This window comes from Sphingobacteriales bacterium (assembly GCA_016719635.1).
Taxonomy (GTDB): Bacteria; Bacteroidota; Bacteroidia; order Chitinophagales; family JADIYW01; genus JADJSS01.
The window spans coordinates 252,979-270,999 of record JADJYT010000007.1 but is presented as its reverse complement, the minus strand read 5'-3'; the positions used below and the strand labels follow the sequence as shown (position 1 = coordinate 270,999).

11 protein-coding genes are annotated in these 18,021 nt (G+C 43.6%); 5 read left to right on the top strand and 6 right to left on the bottom strand.

From position 1 onward, the window contains the following. Positions 1–80: 80 nt before the first annotated feature. The 3 genes from IPM95_12300 (at position 81) to IPM95_12290 (ending at position 2,680) form a co-directional block, all read left to right on the top strand. Entirely contained in the window at positions 81–1,013 is a 933-nt protein-coding gene (locus IPM95_12300) for a hypothetical protein (GenBank protein MBK9330055.1), read from the top strand. Next, entirely contained in the window at positions 938–1,474 is a 537-nt protein-coding gene (locus IPM95_12295) for a hypothetical protein (protein ID MBK9330054.1), read from the top strand. The genes IPM95_12300 and IPM95_12295 overlap by 76 nt, the downstream gene beginning before the upstream one ends. A gap of 123 nt (positions 1,475–1,597) precedes the next feature. After that, on the top strand, positions 1,598–2,680 hold the full coding sequence (locus IPM95_12290; protein ID MBK9330053.1) for a hypothetical protein: 1,083 nt from the start codon (positions 1,598–1,600) through the stop codon (positions 2,678–2,680). On the opposite strand, the gene IPM95_12285 is transcribed toward IPM95_12290, so the two are convergent. The 6 genes from IPM95_12285 to IPM95_12260 form a co-directional block, all read right to left on the bottom strand. Continuing rightward, positions 2,673–3,362 (bottom strand): 4'-phosphopantetheinyl transferase superfamily protein, encoded by a 690-nt coding sequence (locus IPM95_12285; GenBank protein ID MBK9330052.1) that lies wholly within the window; start codon positions 3,360–3,362, stop codon positions 2,673–2,675. The genes IPM95_12290 and IPM95_12285 overlap by 8 nt on opposite strands. Continuing rightward, positions 3,352–4,053 (bottom strand): thioesterase, encoded by a 702-nt coding sequence (locus tag IPM95_12280; protein ID MBK9330051.1) that lies wholly within the window; start codon positions 4,051–4,053, stop codon positions 3,352–3,354. Before IPM95_12280 ends, IPM95_12285 begins: the two co-directional genes overlap by 11 nt. Positions 4,054–4,081: 28 nt before the next feature. Next, entirely contained in the window at positions 4,082–7,345 is a 3,264-nt protein-coding gene (locus tag IPM95_12275; GenBank protein ID MBK9330050.1) for an acyltransferase domain-containing protein, read from the bottom strand. Between the two features lie 18 nt (positions 7,346–7,363). Further along, a complete protein-coding gene (locus tag IPM95_12270) occupies positions 7,364–11,836 on the bottom strand; it encodes an SDR family NAD(P)-dependent oxidoreductase (protein ID MBK9330049.1) in 4,473 nt (1,490 codons plus the stop codon). A gap of 35 nt (positions 11,837–11,871) precedes the next feature. After that, a complete protein-coding gene (locus tag IPM95_12265) occupies positions 11,872–12,801 on the bottom strand; it encodes a hypothetical protein (protein ID MBK9330048.1) in 930 nt (309 codons plus the stop codon). A 152-nt stretch (positions 12,802–12,953) separates the two neighbouring features. Beyond that, positions 12,954–15,398, bottom strand: a complete 2,445-nt coding sequence (locus IPM95_12260) for an SLBB domain-containing protein (GenBank protein ID MBK9330047.1) — start codon at positions 15,396–15,398, stop codon at positions 12,954–12,956. A gap of 214 nt (positions 15,399–15,612) precedes the next feature. Between IPM95_12260 and mnmE the strand changes: the two genes are divergently transcribed. Then, positions 15,613–16,992: a tRNA uridine-5-carboxymethylaminomethyl(34) synthesis GTPase MnmE gene (gene mnmE, locus IPM95_12255; protein MBK9330046.1), complete on the top strand. Its 1,380-nt coding sequence runs from the start codon at positions 15,613–15,615 to the stop codon at positions 16,990–16,992. 211 nt (positions 16,993–17,203) lie between these two features. After that, on the top strand, positions 17,204–18,016 hold the full coding sequence (locus tag IPM95_12250) for a MotA/TolQ/ExbB proton channel family protein (GenBank protein ID MBK9330045.1): 813 nt from the start codon (positions 17,204–17,206) through the stop codon (positions 18,014–18,016). Positions 18,017–18,021 lie beyond the last annotated feature (5 nt).

Sequence of the window (18,021 nt, the reverse complement as noted above, 5' to 3'; positions counted from 1 at the left end):
TTTACGTTAAAGAGAGTTTCACCGCTGTATTGGTGATTTCTGTTTAAAGCCGTAAATTCGCAAGATTCTATATATAATCCATGCTGTTCAACTCGTTACATTTCCTACTCTTTTTCCCTGTCTTCTGCTTTATCTATTTTGCGGTTGCCAAAAAGCATCAATGGAAAGTGCTGGTAGCAGGTGGCTATTATTTCTACGGGAGTTTCAGCCCGTTCTTTGCCATCATCCTGTTTGTCATTACCTGCAATGATTTCTTAGCGGGTATTATGATGGACAAAGAGCCAGAACAGTCCAAAAAGAAAAAATGGCTGTACCTGAGTATGGCCGGAAACCTGGGTATCCTATTTACCTTCAAATACCTGGACTTTGTTGACAATAATGTCCGTGAACTTTTATCGCTGTTTCATATTCCATGGATAGTACCGGAACCCTGGTTCAACTCCTGGATAGTTCCAATAGGGGTTTCTTTTCTCACTTTCCAATCACTGAGTTATACGATAGATGTCTATAAAGGCATTACAAAAGCGGAAAAACAGTTCGGTTATTTCTCCTCCTTCACCGCCTTTTGGCCCGTGATGGTCAACGGACCGATTGAAAGGGCCAAAAACCTGCTGCCGCAAATTCACCAGCCGCATGATTTTGATTATGACAATCTGCGGAAAGGCTTGTTCCGGATGGGATGGGGATTGTTCAAGAAAGTCGTCATTGCCGACCGGCTGGCTTTTTATGTCAATGATATGTATGCCCACTATGATTTGGTTACGGGATGGACTGTCTGGCTGGGTGCCTTTTTCTTCTTATTGCAGGTCTATTGCGATTTTTCCGGTTATTCGGATATCGCCTTAGGAGCGGCAAAAGTCATCGGTATTGATGTTATGGAAAATTTCAGACGTCCGTTTTTTCCAAAAACCTTGCGGACTTCTGGACACGCTGGCATATCTCGCTATCCACCTGGCTCACCGATTATGTATTCTTTTATCTCGGCGCCTACAAAGCCAGCGGGGCAAAAGTAGTCTTCAACGTCATCTTCGTGCTGGCATTGTGCGGACTGTGGCATGGTGCCAACTGGCCGATGGTGATTTCGTTCACCATGGTGGGGGTATGCATGGCTATCCGGTATCTGTGGCAGAACAATGTGGTCAGAGCCATACGTCCGAGCAATTCTTACAAACTGTTTAACAAATATTTCCCCGGTTGGGCGCATAGTGTTGTAACGATTCTGATTTTTCTTTTTTGTTTTTTACTGTTCCGTGTTTACAGCGCACAGATGGCTTACAACCATGCGCATCCCGGGGCGCCGGTTGAATGGACGACCATCGCGAGGTGCCTTGTATGGAAATCTGTTCAAACTGAATTCAGCCGTTTATATGAAAGACTGGCTGATGCACAAAGGCATGGTGCAGTTTGCAATACTTTCCGCTTTTATCTTTATTTTATTTTTGGTGGAAGCACTGATTGGCGACACCAAAATTGAAAGCGTCGTATTGGCAAAGGAAAAATTACAACGCTGGACCATCTATATATTGCTGGCTGTTTGTATTGTATGGTTTGGTGTATTTAACAATACCACATTTGTGTACTTTCAATATTAATGACAATGACCAGAAAGATCCTGAAAAATATTGGCATCCTGTCCGGCATAGTACTGCTGCTGTCATTGGCGTTTAAATTCACTTTGCCCTTTTACTGGGGTGACAGTACTCAAACGGTGAAATTCAAGCATTATAAAAAGAACAGTGAAAGATACAACGCCGTATACCTGGGCGGCAGTCTGGAATATCGCCACATAGACCCTTCTGTTATCGACAGCATCCTGCAGAAGAACGGCATCGAATTCCATTCATTCAATATTGCTGTGGACGGACACACGATTGTTGAACAGATGACGGACTTAGACGGTGTCTTAAAAATTCGAAACCCCAACCTGAAGTATATCTTTCTCAGCATCAGCAGTGAGCCGTATTTCTTTCCTGCCAATCTCCATACATCCAAATGGGTGTGCTGGCACAGTGCCACTTCTACGATGCGTGCATGGAAAATCATTCCGACGCTTCCGGATGACCTCCGGACGCGGGTTAAATTCTCTTATTTCTACGGCATGAGCTGGATGGAAAACATACTGAAAATCGGTATGCTGCCCGATGCACTGAATTTCATGGTGAATAAGGACAACTTCGACAAAGGCTATTTAGGCAAAAACCAGGATGGATTCTACCCGTACGACTACGAAGCCAATCGTTCGTTTATGGAATACAAATGGGAGGATACGTTGATACGCCAATCCAAAACGGAATACGAAAACAGCCCTGCAAAGCGCGACAGCCTGACCAATGAAGTGCTGAAAAGTTTTGTGGAATATAAGGGTTCTGAAAAACCAAATGCGGCGATGGTCAGCCTGTGTATGGAAGCCTATCAGAAATGTGCCCGGAAAGGGATACAGGTGTTTTTTATCTTACCGCCACGCGGCAGAACCAATTACAGTCTGCTGCTGCCGGTTTTTAACGCTATGCCCGGTGGCAGTAAAATTGAAGTGGCTGACCCCAGAAAATATCCTAAATATTATGAACCGGGTTATGGCTATAATTTCCACCACCTGAATTACAAGGGTGCAAGGCTGCAAAGTGTGGATATGGCAAAGCAGCTGCTGCAATTAATGAAGGCAGCCAAAGACTCTATCTGATAGGTTTTAACACCTCCCCGATTCCTGTTTCCGTTAAATTAATTGTGAACGGATGATTACTGCAGATACTGCACGAATATTTTTCATCCAGCAGAATCTTTCTATACGAAAACAATTCACCTGCACAACTCACCTGCATAGGCATAGCCGGATGCTCCTGTTTTTTCAGCCGAACATGTGTCTCCGATAGGACTTCCACTCCCCTGCCGTCACATTTGATGGCGCTTTCCTTAATTGCCCAAAAGTCAAAAAACGTTTGCATAGAATCTGCCGCAGATTCAATAAGACTCCATTCATCCACATCAAAATATCTGCGGAAAAGTGCAACATCCAGTATCCTGTGTTTTTCAACATCAATCCCCACCCTGAGGTTTTCTGCAATGGCGACAATGACGTATTCTCCGGAGTGTGAAATATTGAAATCAATCTTCTCATTCAGGAAAGGGCGTTCTTTAGACGTGAATTGAACAGCATCCAGTGTGGCCCCCGACTCTAATCGATTCAGACCATATTGCAACAAGACTTTTCCGAGCAGGGATGCCTGCGCGCTTTCCCGGTGTTTAAAGGACAAAATTGTTTCCTGAAAGCCGGAAGGCAGCAGATGCAATAATTGCTGAAACAGCTCCTCTTTTATTTTCTGAGGATGACGGATATAGAAAATATGAACAAGATTATTTTCCAACTTTCATTGTTGATTTTATATACTTTGATAAAGTATCGTTCTCATATAAAAAGAAATGACCTCCGTCAAAAACCTTGTATTCAGGAGTTGATGAAAAGTACCTGTTCCATTCCCTTATTCTAACCGAATCAATTAATCTTACATCATCCTTTCCATTCATAATGGCACAGGGAATTTGCAGCGGCGGCAGTCCCGCAAACTTTCGGTCAAAATACTGCATGGCGGAAAAATCAGCTTTCAATATCGGCTCATACAGTTCCCGCAACTCAGCATGGTCAGCTATCATTGCAGAACGGGCATCGTAAGCGAGTATAAATTCCCAAAAATCATCCCCCGACAGTTCCGTCAGATTATCAATGGTTTCATAATGGGTAAAAGGTAATCTCGAAGTGAGAAAAATAGCGGCAGGCAATGGAAGGTTTTTACTCCTTAACCGGTGTGTCAGCAGGAATGCGAGCACCGCCCCCATACTCATCCCTACAAAGAAATATTCATCCTTGATGTCATCCTTGATTTGCCGGAAGATATCATCCAGCATTTCTTCTATCGTCCATAAAAGTGGTTCTGAGAATCGGTCACCCCTGCCTGGCAATTCAACAGCGAGACTTGCTATCTCCGGCAACAGGGAATTTTGCAACTGATGATAAGCATACTTATCTCCTCCGGCATGATGTAAAAGAATGGCTTTCATGGTACAATCAGGCATTTACCGATGCTGGTTAATCTTTGACACTTGGAACAAACTTATCTATTTTCTTAAACCAGCGGAGCAATGCGCCGTCTTCCGGCTTAATTTCATGCCAGTTCTCCTGATGCAGGCTTTCCATTTCCTGGCTGAACATGATATCCGCCATCGTAATGGCCTGACTGGTATCAATTTCTCCGCCACCAAAGTACGTATCAATCAGGTATCTGTGCAACTCCTTTGGTGTATTATACTGGTGCAGCATTTCCATGCGCAATTCGGCACCGATATGTTTTTCCATCAGTATCAGAAACTCACCACTCATCATACTGTCAAATCCCTGTTCTCTATAGGCCTTATTGATATCCACTTTTTGTCCGGCTTCCAGCCCCAATACTTTTGCCGCTTCAATCTGCATATAGGCTAACAGCGTTTCTCGCGTCGCTTTTGATGTATCGGGTCGACGTTCAACGGTCATCTGTCCACCGTTTTTATCGGTCACTGTGGACTGTAGACTATGGACTGTGGACTTTTTTCCGAAAACCGGGTTTTCCCAATAGACTTTCCAGTTCCATCCGTAAGCAGGTAATAATACCCGGTTAATTGTTTTCCCTTTATAAAAAAACCGCCAGTCTATCTTTATTCCTGCAGAATAGAGCTGCTGCAAGGTATGATGAAAATGCCCTGAATTATCTTCCTCTTTCTTTGCAGAAGACAACCATACCACATGCTCATTTGTATTGGTTTGTCTGGCGAGGCTGACCAACACCGGTGTCGGGCCTGCTTCCAGATAAAGAGAGACATTCAGCCGTTGCTGCAGATATTCCACACCATTGTTAAACCTTACCGTATTCCTGATATGTTTCGAAAAATAATCGGCAGTTAGATCCTGTATGCCAATTTCCCTGCCTGTTAGATTGGATATCACCGGAATATCAGGCGTCTTCACCGGAATCTGCTGCGCGAAAGCGGTAAATCGTTCCAATACAGGCTCCATTAAATGCGAATGAAATGCATGAGATACATTCAATGGAACAGCCCTTATATTATGCTCTTTCAGTTTTTCTACAAAGGAATGTATGTCTTCCTTTTTACCGGCAACTGTGCAGTTTTTCACAGAGTTCACAGCTGCCAGATCCACAGCTGTACCTTGCAGAAACGGCCGCAATGTTTCTTCATCACAGAAAACCGACGCCATACCGCCGGTATCAGCAGGCAGCGAATTCATCAGCGCGGCCCGTGCCACCACCAACTTCAGCGCATCCTGCAGAGAAAAAACATTTGCTACTGCCAATGCCGCTATTTCGCCGATGCTGTGTCCCATCAACACGGAAGGCAGCACACCAACACGCATCCACAATTTACTAAGTGCATATTCCACCACAAATAAAGCCGGCTGTGTGTATTTGGTTTGATGCAGTAAACTCTTATCGGTATCATCACCCCACAGGATATCTTTTATAGAAAATTCCAGATGAGGCTTCAGCAATTCATCACATTCGTCCACCACATTCCTGAATATGTCAAAAGAATCGTAATACCCCCTGCACATTCCGAAATACTGAGCACCTTGTCCGGTAAATAAAAACGCCAGCTCCTTATTCCTGTGTGCATCCGGATTGGAGACGGCATATTTTCCAGACTTGTTTCCGGAAATAAAATCATTCAGCCCATCCAGAATATCCTGCTTATTATTCGCCAATATGGATACAGAATAATCGAATTGGTTTCTTCCCACCTGCAGTGTATAGCAGATTTCCGTTAATGTATGTTTATCAAAATAACTCCGGTCATCCACATATTCCTGAGCCGTATTCTTTAAGGCAGCCGCATCTTTGGCACTCAATATAAAATGATAAGGACCGGCTATTTCATCAGATGCCCGTTTCGGTTTCGGCGCCTCAAAAATCATGTGCGCATTGGTGCCGCTGTATCCTGAAAGATTAATGGCTGCATAAAGCGGCTTATCACCCTCCGTTTGCCAGGGCATATTATCCAATGGAATTTTAGACTGAATGGCATTCCATTCCACATCCTGATTTAAGGACTTAATATTTATCTGTGCCGGAATGGTGCGATGCCTGATGGCCTCTATAACCTTGAACACCATTGGCATACCCGTTCCTGCTTCTAAATGTCCGATATTCGCCTTTACGGAACCTATATAAATCGGCCTCGTTCTTCCTATATAGCCTTCGTGGATAGACTGCACTTCCACGGCATCTGTAAAACGGTTGCCTATACCGTGCGACTCCACAAAAGCCACATCATTTACATCAACGCCTGATTCCGCAAGCGCTTCCTTAATGTTGGATGAAATCACCTCCGGATTCGGCGCGGTAAAGCCGTTGGTATTTCCATTGTGTCTTACGGAAGACCCTTTGATGATTAATTCAATCGTATCGTTAGCTTTTTCAGCATCGTTCAGTCTTTTGAGCAACACCACCCCGCAGCCTTCACCACGAACATAACCATCGCAATCGTCCGCGAATGCATTGCATTGATTCGTGGAGGAAAGTGAGCCCAGCTTGGACAATCCCACAAACATTTCGGGCGTCAGCAGTAAATTGGCGGAAGCCACCACGGCCAAATCGATGGTGTTTTTTTGCAGGTCCTCTTTCGCAAGGTGCATCGCCAGAAGGGTGGACGCACAGGCCGCATCCACATTATAGCTGGGCCCGTAGAAGTCATACAAAAAGGAGACGCGCCCGCCGGCAGTACCAAATAAAATTCCGGTCGTGTCGTACAAATCGACGGTTTCCAGGTTGCCGCTTCTGAATCGTGCAGAAATGTAATCGGAATTGCCGAGTGCAATGTACACACCTGTTCTGCTTCCCTTCAACTGATTGCTCGGAATGCCCGCGTGTTCGAAGGCTTCATAAACGACTTCGAGGACCATACGCTGCAGCGGGTCAATACATTTAGCTTCTCGAGGAGAAATGGAAAAGAACGGCGCATCGAAGGACCGAACGTCGTTTTCCAGAAAAGTACCGAAACGTGCGTTGGTTTTTCCGGCTTTATTGCCGTCCGTATCATAAATACTATTTATGTCAAACCTATCCGCAGGTATTTCCGTTACGGCAGATTTTTTTTCCTGAATCAGGTTCCATAATTTTTCAGTCGTATTGATATTTTTAGGAAGCCGCACACCGCAACCTACTATCGCTACAGGCTCCTTTACACGAATCGGAGCAGCTGTCGTTGACTTCGTATTTTCCAGTTCAGCTTCCAGTGTCTTTATTTTTATCAGAGACTTCTGGAGCAATTGCTGCATCTGTTTTAATTGTTCATCATTCATGTGTAAACACTTTGCAGGTTAATTTACTTTGTCATTCAACTGTTTCAGCAGTTCTTCCAAACTCAAACCTTCCACCTCCTGTTCAATAATTGAAGAAGGCTGTTTGATTGTCTCAAATTTTATGTCCTGTACCGTTTGGATTTGCTCTTCTTCCTGTTTTAATTGTTTGGCAATGTGATCCGCTAATTTATTTACTGTAGGATGCGACCAGATAACGGAAACATTCAATGGAATCGCCAGATCTTTCTGCAGTTTGTTTTTTATCTGTAATGCCAGTAATGAATCCACGCCATAGCTCTTAAACGTATCGTCCTCTTTTATTTTCTGTGCATTCATCTTCGTAACGGAAGCTATCGCCTGTTTAATTTGCTGTTTCGCATATTTTATTGCCTCCGATAAACTCGAAAAGGCCACAGGGTTTTCCTCTTTTAAGACAGTTTCAGGTCTTCGGATCACCTTACTAAATAAATAATTCGTTGCTGTTTTAGGATTATTTTCCATCCATTTCCCAAAATGGATATCCATCGCCATCAACTGTCCTTCTTCACTTAAGAACAACCGGTTGAAGTAGTGAAACAACTCCTTCTGCGGCAGCGGTTGCAATCCGAAATCTTTTAATCTGTCACCGCGGTTTTCCTGTCTTGCCGCCAATCCGATATCCGCTATGGTTCCAAAATTAACCGATAGACCCGCCAGATGATGATTTCTCCGGTAGTGAACCAATGCATCCAGGAATGTGTTAGCCGCTGCGTAATTGCTTTGCCCGGCAGCACCCAGAATACCAATGACAGAAGAATACACGGCAAATATATCGAGACTATTGTCTGAAAACTGTCGGTGCAGGTTCCAGGCACCGTTTGCTTTTGCCTGAAGGGTGTGCTCAAACCTTTCGCGCGTCATGTTTTCGAACATCGCATCATCCAGTACACCTGCCGCATGAAAAACACCTTTTATGGCAGGCTGCCTTATTTTTATTTGTTCGACAACATGGCTTACTTCACTTTCATTGGCGATATCCGCGAGATACGAAAATACAGCGATACCCTTCTTTTCCAGCGGATGAATTTCAGCCTGGGCATTTTCTTTCAGTCCGCTTCTGCTGATGACGGCTATGTTTTTTGCGCCTTTATCTGCGAGCCATTTTACCGTTTCTAATCCCAATCCGTTATTACCGCCGGTCACAACATAGGTTGCTTCAGGCAGTATCAATTTTGTCAGCGAAGATGTCGATTGCTGAATGATGAAAGGCACATAGTTTTTATCTTCCCTTACCGCCAGTTCTCTATAGGTTTCTTCTGCAAATAAAAGTGCCGGAATCTGACGAAGTTCCGAATCATGTATATAGTTGGAAATATCCAGCTGTACGAATGCTATATTGCTGTACTCATTCTGAACAGACCGCAGCAATCCCGTTAAAAAGGCGGCATTCAAATTAACCTGACGATCCTTTTCCAATACCTGCGCACCATTTGTTAGCACGCAAATTCTCGTTTGCTGCTTATCAGAAAAATGCCTTACAATACGTTGCAGTGAATCAACGCCGCAATCATAATAATAACTGTAAGGCTCCTCTTTATACAAACTGCGCATGTGCAACACGATATCTGCCTCCACACCGTTTAAGTCATCTTTAAAATCGAGCACCTGAACAACGCATCCATTTTCTTTCAACGCATTCTCTATTTGTTCATGACAGCCATAGGTATCTTTAATGACCAGAATTTTTTTTGCTGAAAATTCGGATTGAATTACAACCTCACTCCACTCTATTCCGTAGAGATTATGATCGACATTTTGAGGCGCAGACACTGGTTGCTCTGCAAACAAAGGTGCTGCATCTATCCAGTAACGTTCTTTCTGCCAGGCATAGGTGGGCAGTTCGACAAATGATCTTATTTCAGGATAAATGACCGTCCAGTCGAACGGCGCATTTGTACTAAAAAGTTCCGTAAAATTCTCATAGAACGAGAGTTGCCCGTCTCTGTCACGCATGAAAGAAGCCACAGCCTTTGCCTTGTATTCCGACTCCGATGTGTTTTCATGGATGGCATGCAGCAAGGTTGGATGCGGGCTCATTTCCACATAAACGACATGGTGCTTCTCCGACAGTTTCCGGATGATATTTCCAAACCGGACAGGCTGCCGTAAATTATTTGCCCAATATTCAGCATCTAATTCATCTCCGTCTTTTAATTCATTATACACGGTAGAAAAAAACTGGATGGAAGATTTTTGAGGCTGCAGGTGTTCCAGGTTTTTTTTAAGTGTCTCTTTGATGCCATCCATCTGCGGCGAATGGGAGGCCACATCTACTTTCACTTTTCTGTTGAACCGGCCCTGTTGCTCCAAAACAGAAAAGACGGCATTCAATGCATCCGGATCTCCAGAAAGAACTGTTGAGTTCTTACTGTTCATCACAGCTACCGCCAGCCTATTTTCATATCCCTTCAATAACTCAATTGCTTCCTTCTCCGTTAAATCCGTCGCACCCATTTCCCCCTTGCCGCTCACCTGTTTCATCAGGCTGCTGCGAATAATAATAATCTGCGCGGCTTCATGAAGGGTAATATTGCCGGCCACATAAGCGGCAGCCACTTCCCCCATACTGTGTCCTACCACCGCATCCGGTAAAACACCTTTGCTCATCCACAGATTCGCCAAAGCAATTTCGACAGCTACCAAAACCGGCTGAACAATATCAATCTCCTGCAAACGGGATTCTTCTTCCTTTTTATGCAGCTCCTCCAGCAAATCCCAGGATACATAATTCTTATAGACCAGGTTGATTTCGTCCAGTGCCGTCCGATAGACCAATTCTGTCTCATACAGCCCTTTGCCCATCTGTATCCATTGAGCTCCCTGCCCCGGAAAAACAAAAACGGTTTTCACCGCATCTTCTTTATCAAAAATCTTTTTGGATTCGTATGAATTGCTGTCGACAAAATCCTGTATTTTTTCCAACAACATTTCCCTGCTGTCCGCCACAAACACTTCCCGCTGCGGAAAATGTGTTCGCCTTAATGACGCCATCGCACAGATATCCTCCAATGCAACATACGATGCAGCTATGAAATCCGCATATTTCTTTGCAAGATGCAGCAATGCCTGTTCGTCCTTGGCCGAGAGGGGTAACAGGTAGATATCTTTTCTGAGTTCTGTATCTCTTGAAGCGGCATTTGGAGCCTCGCTTAAAATAGCATGGGCATTGGTACCGGTAATACCGAATGTATTGACACCGGCAATCAGGGGTTTATCCTCCACCCACGGAATTGGTTCTTTCGGAATGGTTAATCCGATTTCATTCCAGGCCACCTTTGGATTGGGATGGTCAAAATGAAGACTCGGCAAGATTGTTTTATGCTGAATGGAAGTAATGACCTTCAGAATTCCCGCCAATCCCGCCGTGGCTTCCGTATGTCCGAAATTGGTTTTTACAGAACCCGCATATATCTTATCCTCTTTCGTTCTGCTGTTAGAAAAAGCATTCCAGATAGATTTAATTTCTGCAGGATCCCCCGCCTTGGTTCCTGTTCCATGCGCCTCTATATAGGAAATATCTTTTGGATCGACTCCTGAATTTTTAATCGCTTTCCGAATCATAATTTCCTGAGTAGTGGCACTGGGTGCAAAAAGATTCTTATGAGACTGCCCGTCACTGTTGCATGCGGTGGATAAGACCAATGCATGTATTCTGTCGCCGTCTCTGACAGCATCGCTCAAGCGTTTTACAATAATCATGGCGGCACCTTCGCTGCGCACGTAGCCGGTTGATTTCTCATCTCCGAATCGGCACTGACCGTATTCCGATAGCAGTCCCGACCGGGAATAACCGATGGAAACAAAAAAATCCGTAATGGTGTTGGATGCGCCCACAAAAGCCATATCACATTCCCCGGAACGCAAACTTTGAGAGGCGATATTCAATGCGACTATAGAAGAAGAGCAGGCAGTATCCACTGTCAGGGAAGGTCCCTGTAAATTATAAAAATACGATACTCTGCCGGAAAGCGCATAGCGTCCGCTGCCGGTGGTGGCATAAACATCAATATCCTGATTGGCGTTCTGTAACCGATGCTCATAGTCGCTGGTCCAGTTACCGACAAAAACTCCGGTATTGGAATCCTGCAACGTTTTCTCCGTCAAACCGGCATTTTCAATCGCTTCCTGTGTTACTTCCAGCAATATCCGTTGTGCAGGGTCTATCTTTTCTGCTTCCAGCGGAGAAATATTAAAAAAGTCCGCATCGAAATATTCTACATTTTCAATAAATCCTCCGCGCTTTGTGACGATTTTATTCTTTTCTCTGTTACTGTCTACATATGCATCCGCATTGCAGATCCTGGAGGAAGGATAATCGCTGATGGCATCTGTTTTATTGATAAGCAGTTTCCATAAATCTTCCAGGGATTGTACGTTTCCGGGAAACCGGCATCCGATTCCAATAATGGCTAAAGGTTCTAACTTAATGGCGTTTGAAGGATGCGTTTGCATGAAATAAAATTAACTAAATTCTTTATATTAAGAAGTTATTGTTGCGGAGCTCCGGCAGCTGCAACTGCTTTCAATTTATCCTCTTCCCTGCCGTCTTGTATAGCCTTGCTGATTAACAATGGTATGATGATTAAAATCAATCCAACAGCAAAACCAATGGCTGTATATAATAATTTGCTTAAGTGATTGGGTGCAGTGGAAAACATAGGATCATCCACCACACGAATGATGTTATTAGCCGGCGTCAAGCCCGCTTTTGCATTTTCCCTGGAGGAGGCCGCCTCGTTAAACATGACATTCAGCGTGGCGATTTCCTGATTCAGCTTTTGCTGCTCAACCACCGTCTGACGTTTTCTGTTGAACAGATTTTCGTCTTGTGATTCGGCCACCATTCGCTGGCGCAGAGCAATCTGCTGGGAAATGGAATCAAATCTTTTGGATACGCTATTAAAAGAAGCGGTAGCGTTTTCAACCTGTTTGGTTTGGTAGAACTGAAGCGTATATTTCAACATGGATGCTCCCAACTGTCTGGAAAGCTCATATTCCGGTGTTTCCACTTCTGCTTTTATCATCCCTGTCGGCAAATCAAATTCCGCGGTCATCAACCCTCCGATAAAATCGTCATACATGATGGACAGCAAATCCATTTCTTTCTTTGAAATCTCCTTTATGCTGTTTGCCTTGAACTTAAAACCCTTCCACTCCGGATCTTCGTCAAACCCTTCATCATACTTATAGGCATGCATATAAACGTTGGCGATCTTTTCTGTTTTTCCGTTTACTTCCATATAATCCAGCATGGAATTCAGGAAAATATTACGGGAAGAAAAGATGCCTGTTAAAACATCGTTCGAGGAACCTCCTGCAAATGAAACGCCCATCATAGACATTAAACCACCCATCGCACTTGCCCTGGAATCCACTGCATTAAAGGAGATATTGGCGACATAAGTCGGAGGCGTCATTTTTGCATAAAAAAAACCTGCGGCAGTTAAAGCCCCCACACCGACGATTGATATATACCACTTTTTTAGTAAGTATACTACGTAACTCTTGAAAGACTCAAGAACATCGACTAATCTTATATCTTCTTCTGAAAACTGCTGCATGAAATTATTTACTTTTTCAACACAAAAATTAAAGTCAATGTGGTGGCTATAGACGTTACAGCTGCAATGATACTCGGTAAAACGATATTCCAGTTTAACGCGGATTCCGGACCTTTCGGCGGCTTTGGTGTCTTCTTTTTCATGTCTACTGTAATCAACGCACCTTCATTGTCAACTGTCGGGTAATTCTTAATCCCCATCACCGAACGGGTATAATCCAACCTTCTGTTTGGGTAAATTACCATAGTGGATTTTTTCAAGGCACCTTTCTTAAATCCGCCGGCGTAGTGTTTTATGTACCAACGAGCGCTTTTACCCGGTACAAATTTGCCGTTGACAGTTTGTGTAGTATCCAAATTTGGATATTTAACGGCGCCTCCCCGGATGCTGACCAGCTGGTTAACCGTTGTTATTTCAATTACATCCCCGTTCTTTAATATTAAATTGGCTCTTGACTTCGGGTCTTTAAAAGCATCCTTCAGTTCAAATATTGTCGTCTGCAGCTGATTGTCCGGTCGTGTTAATTTTGCGCCCTGTACATAGGCATAAGGTGTCAAACCGCCGGCACGCTCAATCAGATCCAGTACTGTTTCGTTCTTATCGAGGATAGGATAGATGCCGGGAAATTTTACTTCCCCCTTGATTGTCACATTCATTTGCTCCTCAAACCCATACATTTTACGCACATAGACTTTATCCATCGGCGCTAAGACAAACGCTTTCGAGGTTTCATCCATTTCGAGGTTGTTACCTATCTTAACTGTCTTAATGACCACTCTCTGCGGCGTAAATTTCTGAACAGAATCCCTGCCGCTGATATTCATCACGCGGGAAATTTCGATTTTAGAATTGGCGGCTTCTTTTTTAAGGCCCCCTGCATAAAACAATAAGTCGTTCAGTGTCATGCCCTCTGTAAAATCCAGGATGGTTGGTTTTAAAACAGAACCATCAATACTGACTTTAAACTGCTCTACAAATTCTTCCTTGGAAAACAACTGTATCTGATCCGCTTTTTGGAGCAACAAATTATCAGTAGCATTTTCATCCAGTAATATTTCCTTGAGAGAAAATTTCTGGTTGACATATGTATTGTCGTCCAATCTTCTTTTGACATACGCCCTATCCAGATAGGTTTCATATTTTATCCCCCCCGCACTTCTGATAACATCTGATATCCGGAATCCCTCTTTCAGCTCATACTTTCCCGGATATCGGACAGGGCCAATTATACTGATGAAGTTTTCAATTCCTCCGGGTATGGATGAAATGGAAACGACATCGCCGTCCAGCAATTCAAAGTTAGAATTTATACCGACCAGGTCTTCATAATTGACATCAATAATCTGGGATTTATCCTTATTGGTTCTGGTTACCTGAACGGATTTTATATATGCATCCGGCGCCAATCCTCCGGCAAACCGGATAATTTCATTCAGATTTTCATTTCTCAACAATTCATATTTTGCCGGTCGTCTTACGGATCCGGATATCTTCACCAGTTTCGTTTGAGTCGACACATAAATAAAATCTCCTTTCTGCAGGAAGAAACTTTCCTGCAACAACGGATTAAACAGGAATTCATACAAGTCAAACCTCCTGATCGTTTTTCCGTCTCTACGTACCTGTATATCCCGCACGCTTCCTATATCTGTAATTCCATTCGCTGCATTGATAGCATTATAAATAGAATTGATGGCCGGAATCTGGTAGGTACCGGGCGATTTTACTTCGCCGACTATATTTACATCTATCGTTCTGGAATAGTTTAAAGTAATCTCATATTTCGTATTGGCTGTGTTGATGAAGGTGGCCAGTCTTTTACCGATTTGTGCTTTTACAGCACCAAAGGTAAGACCCTTCACATATATCCTTCCGAACTCAGGAATCTGAATATAGCCGTCTTCACTGACTTTGAATTTGTTATTATAATCAGAATATCCCCAAACAGCTATACTGATTTCATCATCAACCCCTAATATATAAGAATCCGGTGCCTTGGAATCGGAAGATTTTTCAAACAACGCCAATTTGCCTGTTCCAAAAAAGTCATGTCCGAAGATTTCGTTCGGTTTTACATTGTCATTCGCCTCTGCAGATTGCTGCATTTTATCCATCAGCTCCTGCATTCCGTCCTGTCTTGCTTTCATTTCCAGCACAGATTTCAACACATCTTCCAGTGGATTAGCGTTGGGGTCATCCTTTTTACCTTCCTCAGACTTGGTTTTCACGTATTTCTGGATGGCTGTTGGGTCTAAGCCCAATAACTGCAATTGGGATAAATTGGATGTAGCCGTGGGATTACCCGCATTTAAAGACTGCATCTGCTTGGCAGCACCGGCAGCAGCAGCCGTTATACCGCTTCCGGTTAAGGCTCCGGAAAAATTACCGAAACTTTGTGCATAAATTACAAATACTGAGAATATTAGAAAACACAGCGTAACTAATTTTTTCATTCTGGTGGGTTGTTGAATTGGCAAAGGTAATAAAGAATGTGGGAATAATATAAGATTTTTGAGTTTAATGAAATTCCGGTTTTCCTAAATTATGTTATGATTATCCTGCCGTCTCTTTCCAAACATATCGAATTAAAATCCCGCTGAATTCACTTAATTTAGCTGACTCGCAGGTTGTCTAAACAACTTACCATTTAATCATTTAACTGTATTTATGTCAAAAAGTGATATATCTGATACCATTGTTGCGCTTTCCACCCCTCCGGGTATGGGTGCAATAGGTGTTATCCGTTTATCCGGAACAGATGCCGTCGCCATTGTAAATAAGCTGTTTAAAGGGAAAAACCTGCTGCAACAACCTACTCATACCATCCACCTGGGCAAGATGGCTTATAACAATGAAGTGCTGGACGAAGTACTGATCAGCCTGTTTATTGCACCTCATTCCTATACAAAAGAAAATGTGGTGGAAATTTCCTGCCACGGCTCTCCCTATATTCAGCAAAAGATCATGGAGGCTCTGCTGTACAGCGGCGCACGTGCCGCCCAGCCGGGCGAATTTACCATGCGCGCTTTCCTGAACGGACGGTTTGACCTGTCTCAGGCAGAAGCGGTAGCCGATATCATTGCTTCGGACTCCCAGGCGTCCCATAAGATTGCCCTGCAGCAGATGCGGGGCGGGATATCCACCAAACTGAAAGAGTTACGGGCTGATTTGGTCGATTTTACCGCCCTGATAGAACTGGAACTGGATTTCGGGGAGGAAGATGTGGAATTTGCCGACCGCACCAAGCTATTTGAGCTGCTCTACCAGATTCAGGAAGAAATCAGACTGCTGCAACAAAGCTTCCGATATGGAAACGCGATTAAAAATGGCATCCCGGTAGCCATCATCGGAAAGCCTAATGCCGGAAAATCCACCTTGCTGAATGCATTACTGAATGAGGAACGCGCTATTGTGAGCCCGATTGCCGGCACCACCCGCGACACCATAGAAGAAACCATTACGATAGATGGTTATTTGTTCCGCTTCATCGACACAGCGGGAATACGGGAAGCCAGTGATGAAATAGAAAGAATGGGTATCCAGCGCAGTATGGAAAAAATCGCCCAGGCCAATATTGTCATTCATGTGCTGGATTATCAGCAGGCGAATCAATACGAGGATGTTTTGGCGTTAGAAGCATCCATCCGTCTGAAGAACCCCACGATAAAAATCATTACCGTTATCAATAAAATTGACCTCAGCGGAAACAGGGATGAATTCCCCAAAAGAGAAACGGATATTGCCATTTCTGCCAGGGAACACTACCATTTAGACACTCTGAAGAAAGAGCTGGTGGACTATGTGAATTCCCTGAAACAAGACAATCAGGATGTGATCATTACCAATATCCGCCATGTGGAAGCGCTGGACAACGCCCATCAGGCCATTGAACGGGTGATAGAGAGACTGCAGCAACAGATTCCAACCGATTTAATTTCCCAGGATATTAAAACCGCCCTTCGCCATTTAGGAAATATCACCGGCGAGATTGATATAGATAAAGATATACTTGCTACCATTTTCGGGAAGTTTTGTATCGGAAAGTAATACGGACATTTCCAAACTGCCAAAAAGTTATTACCTGTTAATCCTATCCGGTTTTGTGTAACTTTTGTGAAAGAATCCAGATTCCTGCTGCAGCAGTACCATAAAAACGCTAATTTTTCGTTGGAACTCATACAATAAATCAAAAAATAGTCTATTTTTACGGCTTCATCAAACAATAAATCAACATCATTTTAAACTTAAATTGACAATCATGGCTCAAGGACAAACAGCAAAAACCGCAAAAGGCGGATTTAAACTACCTCCCATCGTAGTTATTATCGTGGCGTTAATTGTATCCGAGTTGATATTCCACCTGGTATTCGGTGACCTATCACACTTTAAAGATTCTTTAAGAAAAGAGCCTAAACCGGGCGATTACATGGGTATCATCTACAAGGGCGGCGTTATCGTTCCCTTCCTGATGACCATGTTCATTCTGGTAATTACCTTTTCCATCGAAAGATACCTGACCATAGGCAAAGCAGCCGGAACAGGTAACCTGGAAGTTTTCTTACAAAATGTAAAATCAAAATTAGCCTCCAACGATATCAATGGTGCCATTGCTGAATGCGACAAACAAAAAGGTTCCGTAGCAAATGTGGTTCAGGCCGGCTTGCGTAAATACGCTGAAATGGAAAAAAACACCGAACTCGAAGGGGAAAAGAAAGTATTGGCTATCCAGCAGGAAGTGGAAGAATCTACCTCTTTGGAACTACCATCCCTGGAGCAGAACTTGCCCATTTTAGCTACCATCGCTTCTGTGGGAACATTAATCGCACTGTTAGGAACGGTAATAGGTATGATCAAAGCATTCGCAGCATTGGCGACTTCCGGCTCTCCGGACCCTGCGGCTTTGGCATCCGGCATCTCCGAAGCGCTGATAAATACCGCACTGGGTATCTTCACTTCTGCAATTGCCATTATTATGTACAACTTGTTCACCAGCAAAATTGATAAGTTGACATACGGCATTGATGAGATCGGATACAGCCTGTCTCAATCTTTTGCTTCGAGAAAACATTAATACTT